This window comes from Wolbachia pipientis, from assembly GCF_030373985.1.
In the GTDB taxonomy this organism is placed as follows: domain Bacteria; phylum Pseudomonadota; class Alphaproteobacteria; order Rickettsiales; family Anaplasmataceae; genus Wolbachia; species Wolbachia pipientis_D.
Window position 1 is genome coordinate 167,781 of the sequence record NZ_JAUCRB010000002.1, and the last position, 15,992, is coordinate 183,772.

The 15,992-nt window shown below is 36.2% G+C and carries 16 protein-coding genes, 1 tRNA gene and 1 pseudogene; 14 read left to right on the forward strand and 4 right to left on the reverse strand.

Going from position 1 to position 15,992, the window contains the following annotated elements:
• Positions 1 to 329 precede the first annotated feature (329 nt).
• The 8 genes from QUS22_RS02660 (at position 330) to QUS22_RS02695 (ending at position 5,148) form a co-directional block, all read left to right on the forward strand.
• The gene (locus QUS22_RS02660; RefSeq protein WP_289513447.1) at positions 330 to 2,774 is read left to right on the forward strand and encodes a WD0745 family porin; all 2,445 of its coding nucleotides are present in this window, start codon (positions 330 to 332) and stop codon (positions 2,772 to 2,774) included.
• Between the two features lie 482 nt (positions 2,775 to 3,256).
• Positions 3,257 to 3,637, forward strand: coding sequence for a baseplate hub domain-containing protein (locus tag QUS22_RS05610; protein ID WP_289513448.1), 381 nt, complete (start codon positions 3,257 to 3,259; stop codon positions 3,635 to 3,637).
• 15 nt (positions 3,638 to 3,652) lie between these two features.
• Positions 3,653 to 3,787, forward strand: a complete 135-nt coding sequence (locus tag QUS22_RS05615; protein ID WP_289513449.1) for a hypothetical protein — start codon at positions 3,653 to 3,655, stop codon at positions 3,785 to 3,787.
• Positions 3,768 to 3,947, forward strand: coding sequence for a phage BR0599 family protein (locus QUS22_RS05620; protein WP_289513450.1), 180 nt, complete (start codon positions 3,768 to 3,770; stop codon positions 3,945 to 3,947). The genes QUS22_RS05615 and QUS22_RS05620 overlap by 20 nt, the downstream gene beginning before the upstream one ends.
• Positions 3,948 to 3,987: 40 nt before the next feature.
• Positions 3,988 to 4,074: transfer RNA gene (locus QUS22_RS02680), tRNA-Ser, on the forward strand.
• Positions 4,075 to 4,437: 363 nt separating this feature from the next.
• A complete protein-coding gene (locus QUS22_RS02685; protein ID WP_289513451.1) occupies positions 4,438 to 4,680 on the forward strand; it encodes a hypothetical protein in 243 nt (80 codons plus the stop codon).
• Between the two features lie 61 nt (positions 4,681 to 4,741).
• Complete coding sequence (locus QUS22_RS02690; protein WP_289513524.1) at positions 4,742 to 4,807, forward strand: Fic family protein; 66 nt, start codon at positions 4,742 to 4,744, stop codon at positions 4,805 to 4,807.
• A gap of 167 nt (positions 4,808 to 4,974) precedes the next feature.
• The gene (locus QUS22_RS02695; RefSeq protein ID WP_289513452.1) at positions 4,975 to 5,148 is read left to right on the forward strand and encodes a hypothetical protein; all 174 of its coding nucleotides are present in this window, start codon (positions 4,975 to 4,977) and stop codon (positions 5,146 to 5,148) included.
• 116 nt (positions 5,149 to 5,264) lie between these two features.
• Here QUS22_RS02695 and QUS22_RS02700 read toward each other — a convergent pair whose 3' ends face one another.
• Together QUS22_RS02700 and aspS are read right to left on the reverse strand one after the other, a co-directional pair.
• Positions 5,265 to 6,527: an MFS transporter gene (locus tag QUS22_RS02700; RefSeq protein ID WP_289513453.1), complete on the reverse strand. Its 1,263-nt coding sequence runs from the start codon at positions 6,525 to 6,527 to the stop codon at positions 5,265 to 5,267.
• Between the two features lie 60 nt (positions 6,528 to 6,587).
• The gene (aspS, locus tag QUS22_RS02705) at positions 6,588 to 8,390 is read right to left on the reverse strand and encodes an aspartate--tRNA ligase (protein ID WP_289513525.1); all 1,803 of its coding nucleotides are present in this window, start codon (positions 8,388 to 8,390) and stop codon (positions 6,588 to 6,590) included.
• A gap of 225 nt (positions 8,391 to 8,615) precedes the next feature.
• Between aspS and QUS22_RS02710 the strand changes: the two genes are divergently transcribed.
• The 5 genes and pseudogenes from QUS22_RS02710 to QUS22_RS02730 all read left to right on the forward strand — a co-directional run bounded on the left by QUS22_RS02710 (position 8,616) and on the right by QUS22_RS02730 (position 11,931).
• Positions 8,616 to 9,047 carry a hypothetical protein gene (locus QUS22_RS02710; RefSeq protein WP_289513454.1) on the forward strand — a complete coding sequence of 144 codons (432 nt, stop codon included), beginning with the start codon at positions 8,616 to 8,618 and terminating at the stop codon, positions 9,045 to 9,047.
• 3 nt (positions 9,048 to 9,050) lie between these two features.
• Positions 9,051 to 9,671, forward strand: a complete 621-nt coding sequence (gene ccmA, locus QUS22_RS02715) for a heme ABC exporter ATP-binding protein CcmA (RefSeq protein ID WP_289513455.1) — start codon at positions 9,051 to 9,053, stop codon at positions 9,669 to 9,671.
• 122 nt (positions 9,672 to 9,793) lie between these two features.
• Positions 9,794 to 10,710, forward strand: a pseudogene (locus tag QUS22_RS02720) (Rpn family recombination-promoting nuclease/putative transposase).
• An 80-nt stretch (positions 10,711 to 10,790) separates the two neighbouring features.
• Positions 10,791 to 11,420: a ferredoxin reductase domain-containing protein gene (locus tag QUS22_RS02725; protein WP_289513456.1), complete on the forward strand. Its 630-nt coding sequence runs from the start codon at positions 10,791 to 10,793 to the stop codon at positions 11,418 to 11,420.
• On the forward strand, positions 11,404 to 11,931 hold the full coding sequence (locus QUS22_RS02730; protein WP_289513457.1) for a 5-formyltetrahydrofolate cyclo-ligase: 528 nt from the start codon (positions 11,404 to 11,406) through the stop codon (positions 11,929 to 11,931). Before QUS22_RS02725 ends, QUS22_RS02730 begins: the two co-directional genes overlap by 17 nt.
• Here QUS22_RS02730 and QUS22_RS02735 read toward each other — a convergent pair.
• Complete coding sequence (locus QUS22_RS02735; RefSeq protein ID WP_289513459.1) at positions 11,881 to 12,195, reverse strand: winged helix-turn-helix domain-containing protein; 315 nt, start codon at positions 12,193 to 12,195, stop codon at positions 11,881 to 11,883. The two genes, QUS22_RS02730 and QUS22_RS02735, sit on opposite strands and share 51 nt — an antisense overlap.
• Before the next feature lie 511 nt (positions 12,196 to 12,706).
• On the reverse strand, positions 12,707 to 12,871 hold the full coding sequence (locus QUS22_RS02740) for a Fic/DOC family N-terminal domain-containing protein (RefSeq protein WP_289513460.1): 165 nt from the start codon (positions 12,869 to 12,871) through the stop codon (positions 12,707 to 12,709).
• 584 nt (positions 12,872 to 13,455) lie between these two features.
• Between QUS22_RS02740 and mutS the strand changes: the two genes are divergently transcribed.
• A complete protein-coding gene (gene mutS / locus QUS22_RS02745; protein WP_289513461.1) occupies positions 13,456 to 15,984 on the forward strand; it encodes a DNA mismatch repair protein MutS in 2,529 nt (842 codons plus the stop codon).
• Positions 15,985 to 15,992: the final 8 nt, after the last annotated feature.

The window sequence follows — 15,992 nt, forward strand, 5'->3', positions numbered from 1 at the left end:
AATTTTACCTAACTATACTATAAATCTATATTGTTGCTAATAATTATTGTATGCTATTAGTAAGTATTGAAAGTATTTTATCACTTGACCATAGAAAAATTTTACTTCCATTAAATGGATAATGGGGTTATATACATAGACAAATAGAAAACACGAATCTCTGTGCTAAATTTTAGTTAATGTGCATATAGAGTATATCGAAAAAGTTTCTTTTGAGGTATTGCATTTTACTTTTGTTTTAGCTATAAGGTTGCTTTAAGTTGAATTGTCAACGTTTTTATACTATTGACATTTAAGATAATGATTTCGAAATTTTTTGGGGGCACTTCATGAAAAAATCTACCTATACTAGAACTGCTCTAGCTTCTTTATTAACTTTATGTTCTTTCGGCAGTTTTGCTGTTGATTTTTCTGATGAAAGTATAAAAAAGCAAGAGAGCACAAAAACTTCTGGAAAAATGGAAGTTATGAAAACATCAAACAAAAGACTGAAGGAGAAAATAGACAGGATATGCAATGCTGATCCAAGAAAAAAAGCTGAAGAGCTTAAGAAAAAAGAGGAGCTAAAGCTAGCAGTCAAGAAAAAGAAAGAAGAGGCAAAGCTAGCAAGTGGGAAAAAAGCAAAACTTACAAAAGATTCAAAAGCAAAAACCCTCAACGTCAAGAACTCTAATGTAGAAAGTTCAAAAACTAAGAGTGCTAAAGTTAAAGCTAATGATACAAAAGAGAATGTAAAGGCTGTTAACAAAAATATAGAGGAAAAAAGTAAGGCAAGTCCTGTTGTTTCAGTTGGTGGCGTTGACATTATCGACACCAATCAAGAGAAAAGTGGCTTGAGGATAACTTTTAGTGGTGTTGTTGATGCTCAAGGTTATGGTAAAGTAGGGCCAAGCGACGAAAAGTATAAACGCTATAACACTATGGCAGGTAAATCGGTAGATTATTATACGGCTTTTAAGGAACGAGTGAAAGGAGCAAATCCAATCTTCCCTCAAGGAACAGGAAATATCGGGGATTATAGCGAAAACATGGGCATGATTGCAGATGCGATATTGCACTTAAGAGCAGAAAATAAAAATGAAGATTTGGGTCTTCTTTATGGTGCTGATGTGCAGCTCCATGTTCCGGTTACGGAAGGCAAAGGAGTTTCACAAGGTACGAATGCTGCAAGAGGCAGGGGTGCACATGTGTTTTTAAACTCAAAATATGGTGACTTGAAACTTGGTTATCAGTTTGGTCCTGAGGCTTTGATGAGACTTGATGCAACAAGAATTGCAACCGCTGACGGAGCTGCAGATAGCGACTGGTTCAGAAAAGTGAACTTAGAAGGAAGCGCTGCAAGCTTTCCATTTTATGTAACACCACGTCTTTACACCGAAAGTTTCTCAAGCGAAAGTGAAAAACTCTCTTTCCGCATGGCAGGAAAATACAACAAAGGCGTTATGACTACACTGCCGTTTAAGGTTGCTTACTACTTACCAAATTATATGGGTGCAAGATTTGGCATCAGCTATTCACCTCGCTATGAGAGTAATTTGTTTAGTGTGAGCGATAGTACAAGTGCTAGCCCTTTCAAAGCAGAAATTGATAATATCACTAATGCATTTGTTAATTCTAGTAAGCGTATATTTGATAAAGATGTTGAAATTAGTAACAAAAAATATAAATCAACAGATGCAGCAATTGATGGTTTAGTTACCAAAAATACTGCCTTGACGTTTGATACTAATGTTACTCAAGCTCAAAAAGCAGCAGCTCTTAATGAGGCAGTTAAAATCTTAGATGCAATTAAAGTAGCTACTATAACTGTTCCTGTTAAATATAATAAGTATGGGGTAGCTGATGTTCCTGACGGTATCACTGCTGTAGCAAAGCCTGAAAATCAAAATGAAATGAAAACTCAACTTATAGGTAAGGTGTCAGATCTTGACAGAGCAGGTGGTAATAAGGAAAAGCTTATTCAAGACCTGAAAAAAGCTGTAAATGAATTCATGGATGAAGGAGCTGCTGTTGCTGGTGTTAAAACTGCAGTTGAAGGAGCATTCCTTGATAAAGTTATAAATAAAATGTTGTATGATGGTACAGCGGACTCAGCTATCAGGCATGTAGGTCCAGACTATGAACACATAATAAGTGCTGGTGCAACATATGAATATTACTTTGATAAATATAATGTAAAAGTTAAAGCTGCTGCAGTCGGCGAATATGGTAAAGCGAAAACGCCGGACAGCACTAAGTATGCTTATAAGGAATTTGTGGAATACAATGACCTGATGGGCGTTAATTTTGGTGTAAGCGCTGACTATAGGGTTAATGAGGATCAAGGCATAAAGCTTGCTGCGTCTTTTGCATACTTGGGCAAATCCGGTCAACCGAAGGATATTAAAGAATTAAAAGAGACTGGTTATGATGAACTTCCTAAGGCTGATGAAAGATTGAAAGGGCTGAAAGCCCAATTTGAAGGAGATGATAGGAACACCATGTATTGGACTGCGGGTGCTGGTTATCAATATGAGAACCTCTACACAAGCTTGACATATTTTGGCAGTAAAATGAGTGATGGGGACAAACTTCACGATGTTGCACTTGGTGCTCAATATGATCTCTCTCCTACTTACAGTAGGAGCAAATTTGTCCCTTACGCAACCCTTCATTACTTTAAAACTGACGAGGTACAGGGTAAAGAGTATAAGATTACAAACAAAAATAGTCAAGAAGCAGCACCTTCTAACCAGGGAGTTCTCTTCCTTACTGGGGTAAAGTTTTCTTTCTAATTGACTATAATACACACCACAGCTGTGGTGTGTATCTTGTTTATGATATACAGTGTTTATTTGTCAATCAAGTAACACTGAGTGTCATTTCAACACCTCTTTCCTGTCGTCCTAGTGTCTGGACACTAGGATCCAGAAAACTTAACTGAAAATGAGTACACTAGGCAACCGTATAATAAAAACTGGGGTCAGTGTCATGTGCTGGAATGACACCCTTATACTCTAGATAAAGCCGTCTATAACATTTAACACACTACCTTCTCAAACAAATTTTGTATAGTCGTGCGCCAGCTGCTCGTATGACACTCTTGTTACTCGCTATATAGCTTTTCAAATTTAACTGATTAGACAGGAAGCAAATATGCAAACCACATTAAAAAATCATTTAGCTGGAGAGTTACTTACCATTGCTACGTGCTGAAAATTAACACTTATCGACGGAAAAGTAATGGGATTCACTGATTATGACAAAGATTTAAATATTGATAATATACTCTAAATCTTTAAGTAGATTCACAGCCAGTAGTATAATATTAAACAGCGATTTAAAAACTGATAATCTGGAAATCGAGGGGATATTAAATAGTGATGATATTAAAGAAGAAGATGTTCTGTCAGGAAAGTACGACTTTGCAAATATTGAAATATTTCTTGTGAATTATAAGGATTTGAGCCAGGGAAGGATAAATCTGCATTCAGAAACTCTTGGCAAAGTAACATTAAATAATGGGAGATTTATTGTTGAAATTAGAGCACTTTCGGCAAAGCTTGAGGAAGCACAGCAGAATTATATTCTGCTGCATGCAGAGCACAATTTTGCGATGACAGGTGTAAAGCCGATGCCAAAAAGTTTAGTAGAATAAGTACCGATCACTAAAGTGATAGACAAAAGAAGACTTGAAGACACTAACTTGACTAAAAGTGATGGATATTATAAGCACGGAGCAGTGAAATTCTTTGGCTTAGCAGCACACATAGCATTTGAAGGTGTAGTTGAAAGAATATCAAAATAAAGTAGTCACATTATTTACTTCGCCCCCATACCAAACTCTTGCCGGAGATAAATATTCGATTCTTGCAGGTTGCGATAAAACATTTTCAACTTGTAAAAACAAATTTAACAATACTGTAAATTTTCGTGGTGAGCCCTATATACCTGGTTTCTATAGTTAAACTTGTTCAACAGCACAATTTTCAATATTATAAGTAGTGTGGAAAGGTGGCTGAGTGGTCTAAAGCACACGCTTGGAAAGCGTGCACATATGAAAATATGTCGGGGGTTCGAATCCCTCCTTTTCCGGACTCTGTTGACTCTTATCACATTATTTCACATAACATGTATGTGAAATAAATATATTGACTGGAAGAATTTTCGTCTTAGTACACGCCTCAACCTAGAAGGACCTATAGTTGAGCAAGTGTACGAATTAATTACTGTAATCGATAGTATCAAAAACAGCTGGCAAATAACAAAAAACTACTACCATACACTATTGAAAGATTAATCCACTCAGTTATTGTTACATCTTCTGGTACTTCTAATCGTATTGAAGGGAATCGTCTAACCATTAAAGAAGTTAAGAATCTATATAAAAACCTACGTATCAAAAAATTTGAAAATAGAGATGAGCAAGAAATTGCTGGCTACTCAGAAATACTTAAATTGATATTCCATAATTATGCAGATATTCCTATTAGTGAATCATCAATATTGCACATTAATAACCAGATGCTGCTCTACAGCGATAAAGATTTATACCATATGGGGGAATATAAAATAAGCCCTAATAGAGTTGAGGCAAAAGATCAGAATGGAAATGTGGTTGGTACAATTTTTGACCCCACACCTCTTATCTTGTCAAAAAGGAAATACAAGAACTTATTAATTGGTATCATTGGTCTTTAAATAATAAATTTAAGCATCCTCTTATTATTGTTGCTAACTTTATTTTTGAGTATCTGGAGCAATACACCCTTTTCAAGATGGAAATGGCAGAACTAGTAGATTGATAACTAATTTAATGCTGTTGTAGCAGGGTTATGATTTTGTATCCATGTATCACATGAAAAGATAATTGAAACCAACAAACTTGATTACTATTTAGCGCTTAATAAAGCACAAAGCAGCTGGAAAAGCAATAAAGAAGATATTTCCCCCCATGGTTGATATTTTTTCTCAACGTGCTCAAAACGCAGGCAAATGAGGCGCATTATATTTTTGAGAGAGAATACTGAACATTTATTATCGCAAAAGCAATTGCTCTTATGGGAGTGGGCATTTGGCCTCACAGGTAAAGAATTTAGCAGAAAAGATGCTATAGAGGCTTTAGGATTTCCTTCAAGAACAGTAGAAGCAATTATAAAAAACTACTAGATATGAAACACTTACAGCATCTTGGAGAAGGTAAAGCTACTAGATATAGAATTATAAAATTTTAACTGTTTAAAGTTTCTAATCTCTTTAAATATTACTATATGAAAGAAAAAACTTCACCAGTCAATTTTTTTGTCTCTTGTTTTAATTTGCAATACAGATACTAAACTAATCAATGTACATACGGTAAGATAAACACCTGCTGCATGCTTTGTTTTAGTTTTTTCCATAAGCCACATGCATACAGATGGAGAAACACCGCCAAAAATTCCTGCAGATATGCTGTGAGTTAAACTGAAGCCTGTACATCTAACCTTTGTTGGAAACAACTCGCAAACAAGAGAATTATATATTCCAAAAGATGCACCTATCGGTACGCTTATCAATAGAAAAACGAGCGTTACAATATAGTGGTTATCATATGATAACAGCGAAAGCATCGGTAAACTAACACAAGCTAAAGATATTAATGTAGGAATCATCACGTTTTCTCTTCCAACCTTATCAGATAGTATTGCCAATAGCACTGCAGACGCTCCAAATGTAACTTCAACTATAATCCTTACCAAATTTTTAATGTCGATACTTGAGAGGATAAGTTCTTTTACGGATATGTTGTAAAACATAATTGCTGTATAAACGATTGCATTTTGGGCAATACCAAGCCCAATTGCTACCACAAATGCTTTTTTATAGTCTTTGATTAATTCTAGAAATGGAGAACGAGATAAATTTTTATTTTGATCATGAGTTTTGTACGCTAAACCCTCTTCCATTATATATCTCATCAAAAAACCTATTATTCCCATAATAGAGCAGAAGTAGAAGAGCAACCTCCACCCCCAAATCTCATAGTTTTCACCTGTAAATTTTCTGCAAACAGCCATCATTACAAAGCATACAATAGAACCAAGCGCGCCACTAAAAGCTTTCATGCTACCTAAAAAGCCTAGATTTTTTTTATCGCTTGAATGCTCTATTAAAAAGGCCGAGTTGATGCTTGTTTCCCCACCTGCTGCCACCCCTTGTATTATTCTGCAAACTAGAAGCAATATAGGAGAAAATATCCCTATTTCTTTAAAGCTTGGTATAACTGCAATTGCAGTAGATGATATTGAACATAATATTACCGAAGTCAGCAAGATTTTCCTTCTACCATACTTATCTCCAATGTAGCCAAAAATAAATGCACCGAAGGGTCTAAACCCAAAACCAACTGCAAACGTACCAAGAAATTTAATTGTGCTTAAGTAATCGCTCTCTGATGAAAAAAAAACATCTCTTATTATATGTGCCAAAACTCCAAACAGAGTTAATTCATACCACACAATCATGTTACAGATTATGCCTGATAGTATCGCTTTTCGGATGTTATTCATGACTTTTCAGCTTAACATAACTAGCATATCATTACTCGAGACCCCTCACTATAAGACTTTTCATTCAATGACCTGCAAAGACAGTTCACGTAAATGTTTATTGTCTACCTCGGAGGGAGCACCCATTAGAACATCTTCACCCTGTTGATTCATAGGGAAACAGACTACTTCATGAATGTTTGGCTCATCAGCAAGCAGCATAACCATTCTGTCAACCCCTGGTGCTATTCCGCCGTGAGGTGGTACCCCAAATCTGAATGCACGGACGAGTGCACCAAATTTTGTGTCAACTTCTTCTTTGCTATAGCCTGCAATGGCAAAAGCCTTATACACGATATCTAGTTTGTTATTACGAATTGCCCCGCTTGATAGTTCTATCCCATTGCAAACGAGATCATATTGGTATGCAAAGATATCCAGTGGATCTTTTTCCTCTAAATCTTTTAAACCCCCATGTGGCATAGAAAACGGATTATGAAAGAAATCGATTTTTTTGCTTTTATCGTCATATACAAAATATGGAAAATCAATGATCCAACAGAACTTGAAGACGTTATCATCTATTAGACCTAATTCTGATCCTAAAAGAGAACGTACTTTCCCTGCAATTGCTGCTGCTCCATTCTCTTTATCAGAAGCGAAGAATACGCTATCTCCAGGCTTTATATTCGTTATTTCTCTTATGCAATTTAGCCTATTGTCATCAAGAAATTTAGCAACTGGTCCTTTTGCGGTACCATCTTTATCAAACGTTATATATCCAAGACCTTTAGCACCGAATTCTTTTTGCACATGTTCTATCTTTTTATCAAAAAAGCTGCGTGGTTCTTCCGCTGTTTTAGGAGCAGGGATAGCTCTCACTACCATACCGAGCTCAATATTGCTTTTGAAAATATTGAACCCTGAATCGCGGAAAATTTCTGTAACATCACTGATTAATAGTGGATTACGCAAATCTGGCTTATCAGAGCCATATTTAAGCATTGCCTCTTTGTATGTAATGCGCGGAAAACCTTTATCGACTGATTTGCAAGAAAATTTAGTGAATACTTTATATAAAGTAGACTCAATAACCTGAAATATATCCTCTTGAACCACAAAGGACATTTCAAGATCTAGCTGGTAAAACTCTCCTGGAGAACGATCAGCCCTTGCGTCCTCATCACGAAAACACGGTGCAATTTGAAAATATTTATCAAACCCTGAGACCATGAGCAGCTGCTTAAAAATCTGCGGAGCTTGTGGCAATGCATAGAATTTGCCAGGATTTAGTCTGCTTGGCACTAAATAATCACGCGCACCTTCAGGGGATGAAGCAGTAAGTATTGGAGTTTGAATCTCCAAGAATCCTTGCTCTATCATGAGCTTGCGAAGTTCCGTAATGACTCGTGAACGCAAAATAATATTGTTGCGAGCTTTTTCTCGCCTTAAGTCAAGAAAACGATATTTAAATCTCATGTTTTTTGGGTATTCTTGCTCACCGGCAATGCTCGCTAATATGCCCCTTTCTTCTTTCGCTATTTCTTCATCGTGATGAAACTCAACTTCCGATTCAACGTGCAAGTTGCCAACCATAACCTCAATTTCTCCTGTTGAAATAGAGCTATTTATTGTAGCTTCAGTTCTAGCTTTGACCACTCCTGTAACAGTAATCACACTCTCTGACTTTAAATTTGAGATCTCACCAAAAAAGTCTTTGTCATTATTGAATACTAGCTGAGTTATTCCATAGAAGTCCCTTAAATCAACAAAGATTAGGTTACCGTGATCGCGTTTACGGTATAGCCACCCAGAGAGGGTAACTTCCTTTTCTACATCGTTCTTTCTCAGTTCATTGCACGTGTGAGTTTTATAGCAATTTATGGTACCCTCCCATGATTTTTTAAGAAGTATAGAAATAAACCTCATTACACACAAGCCCATTCGTTTGGGTATTTGTGCAATTTTTGAAATAGAGAGAAGTTCTGAAATCTAATATCGTCTCTTAAATATTATCTTTTATACCACCCATCCCGTATAAAAAACTGCAAAATTCTATAGCTATGGTATAATGATAGATGGAGCTTCGCAATAAGCTGAGTAAGAAAGATGCAGCCTGGACAAGTCATTATATATAGTATAACATTACTTGCTGTAGCCACAGCATTTCTCTTTTTTAGGAAAGTATACAGAGATTGGGTTAGGAAAATCATATTTCCTAAAAAAGTCCTTGAAGAAGAGAGGGAAGAAAACAGAAAATTTAATGAGTTATATCAAAAAAATAAGCAAAAAGAGCTGATGAAACGTCAGGAAATGCTGTGCGAAAGTCAAAAAGATACACAGGTTTATAAAGAGGATCCAGAAATAGTTGGCATTTCAAAGCCAGTCGGTCAATGGACAAAAATGGTTATGATGAGTGGTGGGTTTATGCAGCGTTTGGCACAACTAATAAAGAGAGAGGGTGGTAAGAAAGGGTTTTGGGAGCTATTTGTAAAAGCTCAAGCTTCAACTCAGGGTAAACATAAGGGAAAAGGCAGATAATTCATGCTTGAATGTGAAAGTTTATCCTGCACTCGCAACAACAAAGTATTATTTAAAAATCTTAGTTTTAAAGCTGAGCCAAAATCGAAAATCTTAATCACTGGCCCAAACGGTAGTGGTAAAACCAGTCTAATTAGAAGTTTATCCGGGCTCTTGCCGCCAGTATCCGGCAATATAAAGCACTGTGGGAAAGACATATATGAAGACCCAAAATCCTATATATCTTCTATGGTCTATATAGGGCACAAAAATGCCTGTAAGGATAGCTTCACTGTTGCTGAAAACATAGGATTCTGGGCAGGAATACGAGATAGTAGAGAATTGATTATGGCAGCTGTTTGTTGTTTACAGTTACAGCCTGTACTTAATATTAGATATGGTGAACTTTCTGCAGGCTGGAAAAGAAGAGCTGCGCTTGCTCGCCTCTTAATTTCTAATGCAAACATTTGGCTGATAGATGAACCGTTTTGTAATCTTGATAGTGCAACGTGTGAATTAGTGCTGAATCTAATCTCAATACGCTCTGAGCAAAATGGTACAGTAATTATTACTGGACATGGCTCTACAGAACAATTGTGTGATTTTACAATAATTAATATATGCGATTTTAATAGCTATGGCTAACACCCTATGGAATTCAATGTATATCTAGTTAATGGCAAACACTCAAAACTGTAAGTTAAAAATAAGATTGAATATTTAGAGGAAATAGTATATAATTGTTAATATTCTTAAGCACTTTAGCTGTGGCCTTTTCAAAATTTCTCGATCCTAAGAATGGTGTCGCCTTTCGCCGTATCTTCGGTACTGAAACAATAAAGATATTCTTATTCACTTTTTCAGTGATATCCTAGGCTTCACTGGCAGAAATGAATAAAGGATATAGAGTTTGAGTACTATAATGGACGCTGATATCGCTTCTAAAAAGCAAAGTATTGTTGATGTTCTTTGCAGGGATTCTATCAGCTTTAGATACGTGATTGAAATGTAGCTCCCTCGCGATAGAGGTTTTGAAAAACGTGCTCAATACTATGCTGCCAAAGTGTATTCAAGACAGGCTGATAAAGGTGGTCAATACCAGGGTCTTAAAGAGATTATCTTTATTGCTATAGCAGATTGTACCCTGTTTTAAGATAACTCTGGGTATAAATCAGATCATATTATTCAAGATAAGGATACTAACGAACATGATTTAAAAGATTTCTATTTCACATTTATTGAACTGCCAAAACTTCCTAAAACTAAGGAAGTCCAGTTGGAGAGTGTAGTTGAAAAGTGGGTTTACTTCTTTAAGTATGGAGATGAAACTAGCGAAGAAGAATTAGAAAGGATAATAGGGAGTGACGTAATAATCAAGAAAGCTTACGAAGAGTTAAACAGATTCAACTGGTCGGGAAGAGAATTTATAGCCTATGAACTAGAGATAAAGCGCATTCGTGGCGAACAGGCTGTCCTCGCTCAAAAACTTGATGATGCTCGAGACAAAGGTAGAACGTAAGGCAGACAGGAAAGCATCAAAATTAGCGCGATGAAAGGAAAAATTAAAGTGGCAAAGGCAATGTTTGTTGACGACATAGACGCTACTGCCATTTCTAGGTTAACAAGATTGTCTATTAGCAAAATTGAAGAATTAAGGGATACACTTCAAATTAAAGGGAAATAGCATCTATAAGCTATAAATTGCTTTTTCTATAAAACTTCAAAAAATTTGAACCAAATGAGCTTCTATAGTTAGAATAGTACATGAAGAATATAATGCTAATTGGTGGTGGGGTTGGAAATGCAGTATTGTTTTCAATAGGAAAGGCCTGTCTTGAAAAGAATAATAGAGTTTTATACTTTGCTGGCTACAGAAAATTAAATGATGTATTTAAACAAGCACTGATAGAGCATGCATCAAGTGCGGTAGTTTGGGCATGCGAAGAAGGATTAATAAGAACAAGCAGGGATCAAGACAAATCTTTTCATGGAAATATAGTTGATGCAATAATCTCTTATCAAAAGGGAATATTAGGCGGTACCACAATTAATTTAGACGTTATAGACAAAATTATTACTATCGGCTCTAATAAAATGATGAAGGCCGTAAATGAAGCCAGAAAAACAATTTTAAGGCCATATTTGAAGCTGGGCCATGTAGCAATATCTTCAATTAATTCCCCTATGCAGTGTATGATGAAAGAAATCTGCGCTCAGTGTGTGCAGCGGCATATAAATATGGAAACAGGAGAAGAGAACTATGTGTATAGTTGCAGCAATCAAGACCAGGATATGGAATTTGTTGATTTTGATTTTTTAAGTGAGCGCCTGAAGCAAAACAGTTTACAAGAAAAACTCACTGCAAAGTGGATAGATCATGTTCAAAGACATTAAACAACAAAAAAATAAGATAAGAAAGCAATATAGAACTATAAGAAAAAGCATTGACGAGGGCTATTCCAATTGTGCGGCAAATTCCCTCGTTAATCTCTTCAATCAGCACTTAAGTTACATTAAAGGCAAAACAATTGCAGCTTACATTCCAATTGATGGAGAAATAAATGTTGTGCCTTTGATGCATAATTTGCTCAATTTAGGCTATAGAGCGGCAATTCCTGATGAAAACAAGCCGCTAAGGTTTAAGGAATGGAACAAAACAGGCGAAGATATAATCCCTGACACGATTATCACCCCAATCATTGCTTTTGATGATCATCTTAATAGATTGGGTTTTGGTAGTGGTTGTTATGATGCTACAATAAAAGAATTGCGACCACTTGGAAAAATATTTATAGGTGTAGCTTATGAAAAACAATATTGCAAAAATCTGCCAATAGAAGAACACGACCAAAAATTAGATATCATAATCACTGAGATACGTGTTAGGTATAAGGGACCCTTCTAAAATCTTCAAAATATCAGTTGCACAGTAAACCCGATCTCTCTTTCCCTCAGAAATTTGTGAAACAATGCCTAAATCTTTAAGTTTCATGACTGCCCTTTGGGCTGTTGTAAATGCAACACCTAAGTTTTCAACTATTCTTTTTATAGTAAAGTAAGGGTTTACAGCTAAATATCTTATAATATCACTCGCAATTCCTTCGGTTTTAGAACTTCGCCAACCCACAATTAAATTGTTAATTTGTTCTGCCCTCGATAGTACGTCCAACGATTGCAACGCTACACCATTTAAGAAATAAGAAAACCAATCATGCCTCGTACCTTTCTGCTTATATTGTAAAGTTGTGTATAGTACTCACCTTGCATAGCTTCGAAAAATGCGCTTAGATATAACAAAGGCGATGATAATAACTCTCTTTCGATAAGGAGCAATGTTATGAGTAGATGTCCAATATGCCCATTGCCGTTTAAGAACTGGTCAATTGCCTCAAATTGATAATGGCTTAAAGCTATGTGTATGAGTAGGAGTAGTGTCCTGTCATGTAGCAACTTTTCAAAGGAGTACAGGCAATTCACCTACTCACCTGATGTTGGTAGCACATATTTTACTGAGTTTATTGTACACCCAGGAACTCCAATTCAGTTCTGCACGCAACGAAATTCTCCTGGAGTTGCGTGAGAGATTCTTACACCTTGCATTAGCATCCCGTGAATTTCTTTAATCAACTGAAACGACAGTGGAAAATACCTTAGGCGTTCTAGTCCATACTCGAGCGCTGCTATATAATTGTGTACTTTTGCAAACCATCGGGGTTGCAATCTACATTAGCACCTGCTCCTTGAGCCAAAACTTCACCAAGAGTTGCTTGAGTCCCCTCGATTCTACTTGAAAGGACTGCTTCACGTGCTACAAAGGGTGCTATAAGAAGGTGAGGATTAGGCAATTTAGCCCTTTCTCAGGGTAACATACTCAAAATATGATCTGCTCTGGAAAGTCTCTTGACTAAGGAATTGTTCCATTCAAATTTTTGTAGCAAGGGATTAGGCATAAATTCCTGATAACCAGCAAGTGTATTAATGATCTTACCTGATGGTGATTCCTTAATATTCATTTATTCAACCCAGTACACTACCCTTATAGGATATATTATTTTCAAAAAAGTCAAAAACGAAAATAAGAAACCTTCTTATTTTCGATTTTACTCATAAACGAAAATAGAGGAGTAGCTAAGCCTTCTCTGATTGCTATTTTTATACTATAATTCAGTTTGTCAAGAAGATTATTATACGCACCTTTTGCAAATAGCAGTTTAGACTTTTCAAAAAGTCAAAATTCCATATAATTTAGTTATAAGTTATAACTGATATGGCTTATAGAAGAGGCTATACAAGACTCATCACATATGCACAATCTTCTAAAAAAATGAGCAGTCTTGTTTTTGCGTAGTATAAGGTGCCTATATTTAAATTCTATATTGTCCATACGATAAAGCTAGAGCTACTACTGATTAACGTATTTAAAAATATTATGAGTTTCGTAAGAGAAAAAAACACTCCTGTGATAGAGCAATATTTGAACTTGAAAGCTCAATATAAGGATCATCTGTTGTTTTATAGACTGGGAGATTTTTATGAACTATTTTTCGATGATGCTATTAAGGCTGCGAAGTTACTGAATATAGTGCTTACTAAGAGAGGTAATTCGTGTGGGCAGGACATACCAATGTGTGGAGTGCCAGCACATAGCAGTGAATCTTATCTGCACAAGCTCATAGACTTAGGATTCAAAGTAGCAATTTGTGATCAATTAGAAACAGCCGATGAAGCAAAAAGAAGGGGCTATAAATCTATAGTAAAACGTGATGTAGTGCGAATTGTAACTCCAGGCACAATTATCGAAGATTCGCTACTGGAGGATAAAAGTAATAATTATCTTGCAACCGTAGTTGAACAAAATGAAAAGTACGCTATTGGCTGGCTCGAATTATCAACAGGAAAATTTTTTCATACTTTAACGAATTTGAAAACTCTAGATAGTGATTTATTGCGTATATCACCAAAAGAATTACTAATTTCTGAAAAGCTCGCTGAAGATGAAAAAATCAGTTCAATTTTAAAAAATTATAAAATATCAATCACGCAGCATGCAAAGAGCTTTTTTGAGTATAACAAATCCCACAGAACACTGTGCGAATTTTATAAAGTCAGAGAACTTAGAGTTATAGGAAATCTCAGTAAAGTGGAGGTTATGGCGTGTGGTGCGTTACTTGAATACGTTAGAGTAACACAAAGGGGCTCTATTCCAAGACTTGAGTTGCCAAAGCCCTATAAGCAACAAAGTTTCATGCTCATTGATGCTTCAGCAAGGAGAAATCTTGAATTGTTTTCAACTCAATTTGGTGAAAAGAAAGGTTCACTAATTTCAGTTATCGATCACACAGTCACAGCTTCTGGTGGACGCCTATTAAAACAAATACTTGCATCACCCCTTGCTTGCTCTAAAGCAATCAATTTGAGGCTCAATACCGTCGAATTTTTTGTAAATAACCATGAACCACGCAAGAAAATACGGGAAATACTGTCTAGCATTCCAGATATTGAAAGGTCATTATCACGTTTAATGCTAGGGCGTGGTTCACCAAAAGATACTAATTTATTAAAAATGGGCCTTGGAAAGGCTTTAGAGTTATCTGAGTTTTTGTCTAAGCTAGATCCTTTACATAATTATCATTTACGTGAAAACCCAGTGGCCAATTCTCAGATGTCATTCCAGTGCTTGACACTGGAATCCAAGGAAAGAGAACCAGTGTCCACCACTCAGGTGACAAGTAGTGACGAAAGTGAACTAAGCACAATACATAAAAGCCTTGGCAATCATAAAGACCTATTCGAGCTTCTTAGCGGCGCTATACTTGATAACAATTTAAGTTCTGTGAAAGAAGGAGGATTTATCAATCCAAAACATGACCAAGAACTATCTGAGTTATCCTATGTACTGAATAATAGCAACAAACTGATTACTAAACTTTGTAAATCTTATCGTGACCTAACTGGCATTGCCGCACTGAAAATATTGCACAACAACATACTTGGTTATTATATTGAAGTATCAGCAAATCACAAGTTAACTTCAGACATATTTATTCATAGACAAAGCTTAGCAAATAGTATGCGCTATACTACTAATGAGTTGAAAGAATTAGAAAATAAAATCCTCATGGCGCGTGATGCTGTGATTAACTTAGAAATAAAAATTTTTGGCGAACTATGTAGTAAAATCGCTAAAGAATCCGAGGAAATTGCTCTTGCTGCAAATGCCCTGGCAAAACTGGATATTAGAACTGCATTTGCAGAGCTCGCAGTACAAAATAATTACTCAAAACCCACTATCGATGACAGTAAAGAGTTCAATGTTCGCAATGGAAGACATCCAGTGGTTGAACTTAACGATAAGTTCATTGCAAATAGCATTAATCTAGCTGATATACATCTAATCACTGGCCCCAATATGGCTGGAAAAAGCACTTTCTTGAGGCAAAACGCTCTTATTGCAATTTTAGCTCACATGGGTTCATTTGTGCCAGCAGACAGTGCACATATTGGAGTAATTGACAAGATATTCAGCAGAGTTGGTGCAACAGATAATATAACAGCTGGCTATTCCACCTTTATGGTAGAGATGATTGAAACAGCAACGATAGTCAATCAGGCAACGGACCGTTCCTTGGTAATACTTGATGAAATTGGTAGAGGCACAGGAATATATGACGGCCTATCCATTGCTCAGGCGGTAATTGAACATATTCACGATGTAAATAAGTGCCGCGCCATTTTTGCAACTCATTACCATGAATTAACTAAAGTAGGTAAATACCTAAAAAACGTAAAATGTTTTTGCGTGAAAATAAAAGAATGGAACGGAGAGGTCATCTTTCTACATGAAGTAGTTGAAGGCGTTGCAGATGAGTCATATGGGATACACGTAGCAAAACTCGCTGGGTTTCCTGATTCTGTTTTAAGTAGGGCAAGTGAAGTGCTTGAGGAGCTGAAGGCTTGAGAGTAAGT

What these genes read in the sequence shown, in the direction of transcription:
- ccmA (WP_289513455.1), top strand. Translation starts at nt 9,051, where the DNA reads ATGCTTGAATGTGAAAGTTTATCCTGCACTCGCAACAACAAAGTATTA.
- QUS22_RS02695 (WP_289513452.1), top strand. Translation starts at nt 4,975, where the DNA reads ATGAGGCGCATTATATTTTTGAGAGAGAATACTGAACATTTATTATCG.
- QUS22_RS02725 (WP_289513456.1), top strand. Translation starts at nt 10,791, where the DNA reads ATGAAGAATATAATGCTAATTGGTGGTGGGGTTGGAAATGCAGTATTG.
- QUS22_RS02700 (WP_289513453.1), bottom strand. Translation starts at nt 6,527, where the DNA reads ATGAATAACATCCGAAAAGCGATACTATCAGGCATAATCTGTAACATG.
- mutS (WP_289513461.1), top strand. Translation starts at nt 13,456, where the DNA reads ATGAGTTTCGTAAGAGAAAAAAACACTCCTGTGATAGAGCAATATTTG.
- QUS22_RS02710 (WP_289513454.1), top strand. Translation starts at nt 8,616, where the DNA reads ATGCAGCCTGGACAAGTCATTATATATAGTATAACATTACTTGCTGTA.
- QUS22_RS02730 (WP_289513457.1), top strand. Translation starts at nt 11,404, where the DNA reads ATGTTCAAAGACATTAAACAACAAAAAAATAAGATAAGAAAGCAATAT.
- QUS22_RS02660 (WP_289513447.1), top strand. Translation starts at nt 330, where the DNA reads ATGAAAAAATCTACCTATACTAGAACTGCTCTAGCTTCTTTATTAACT.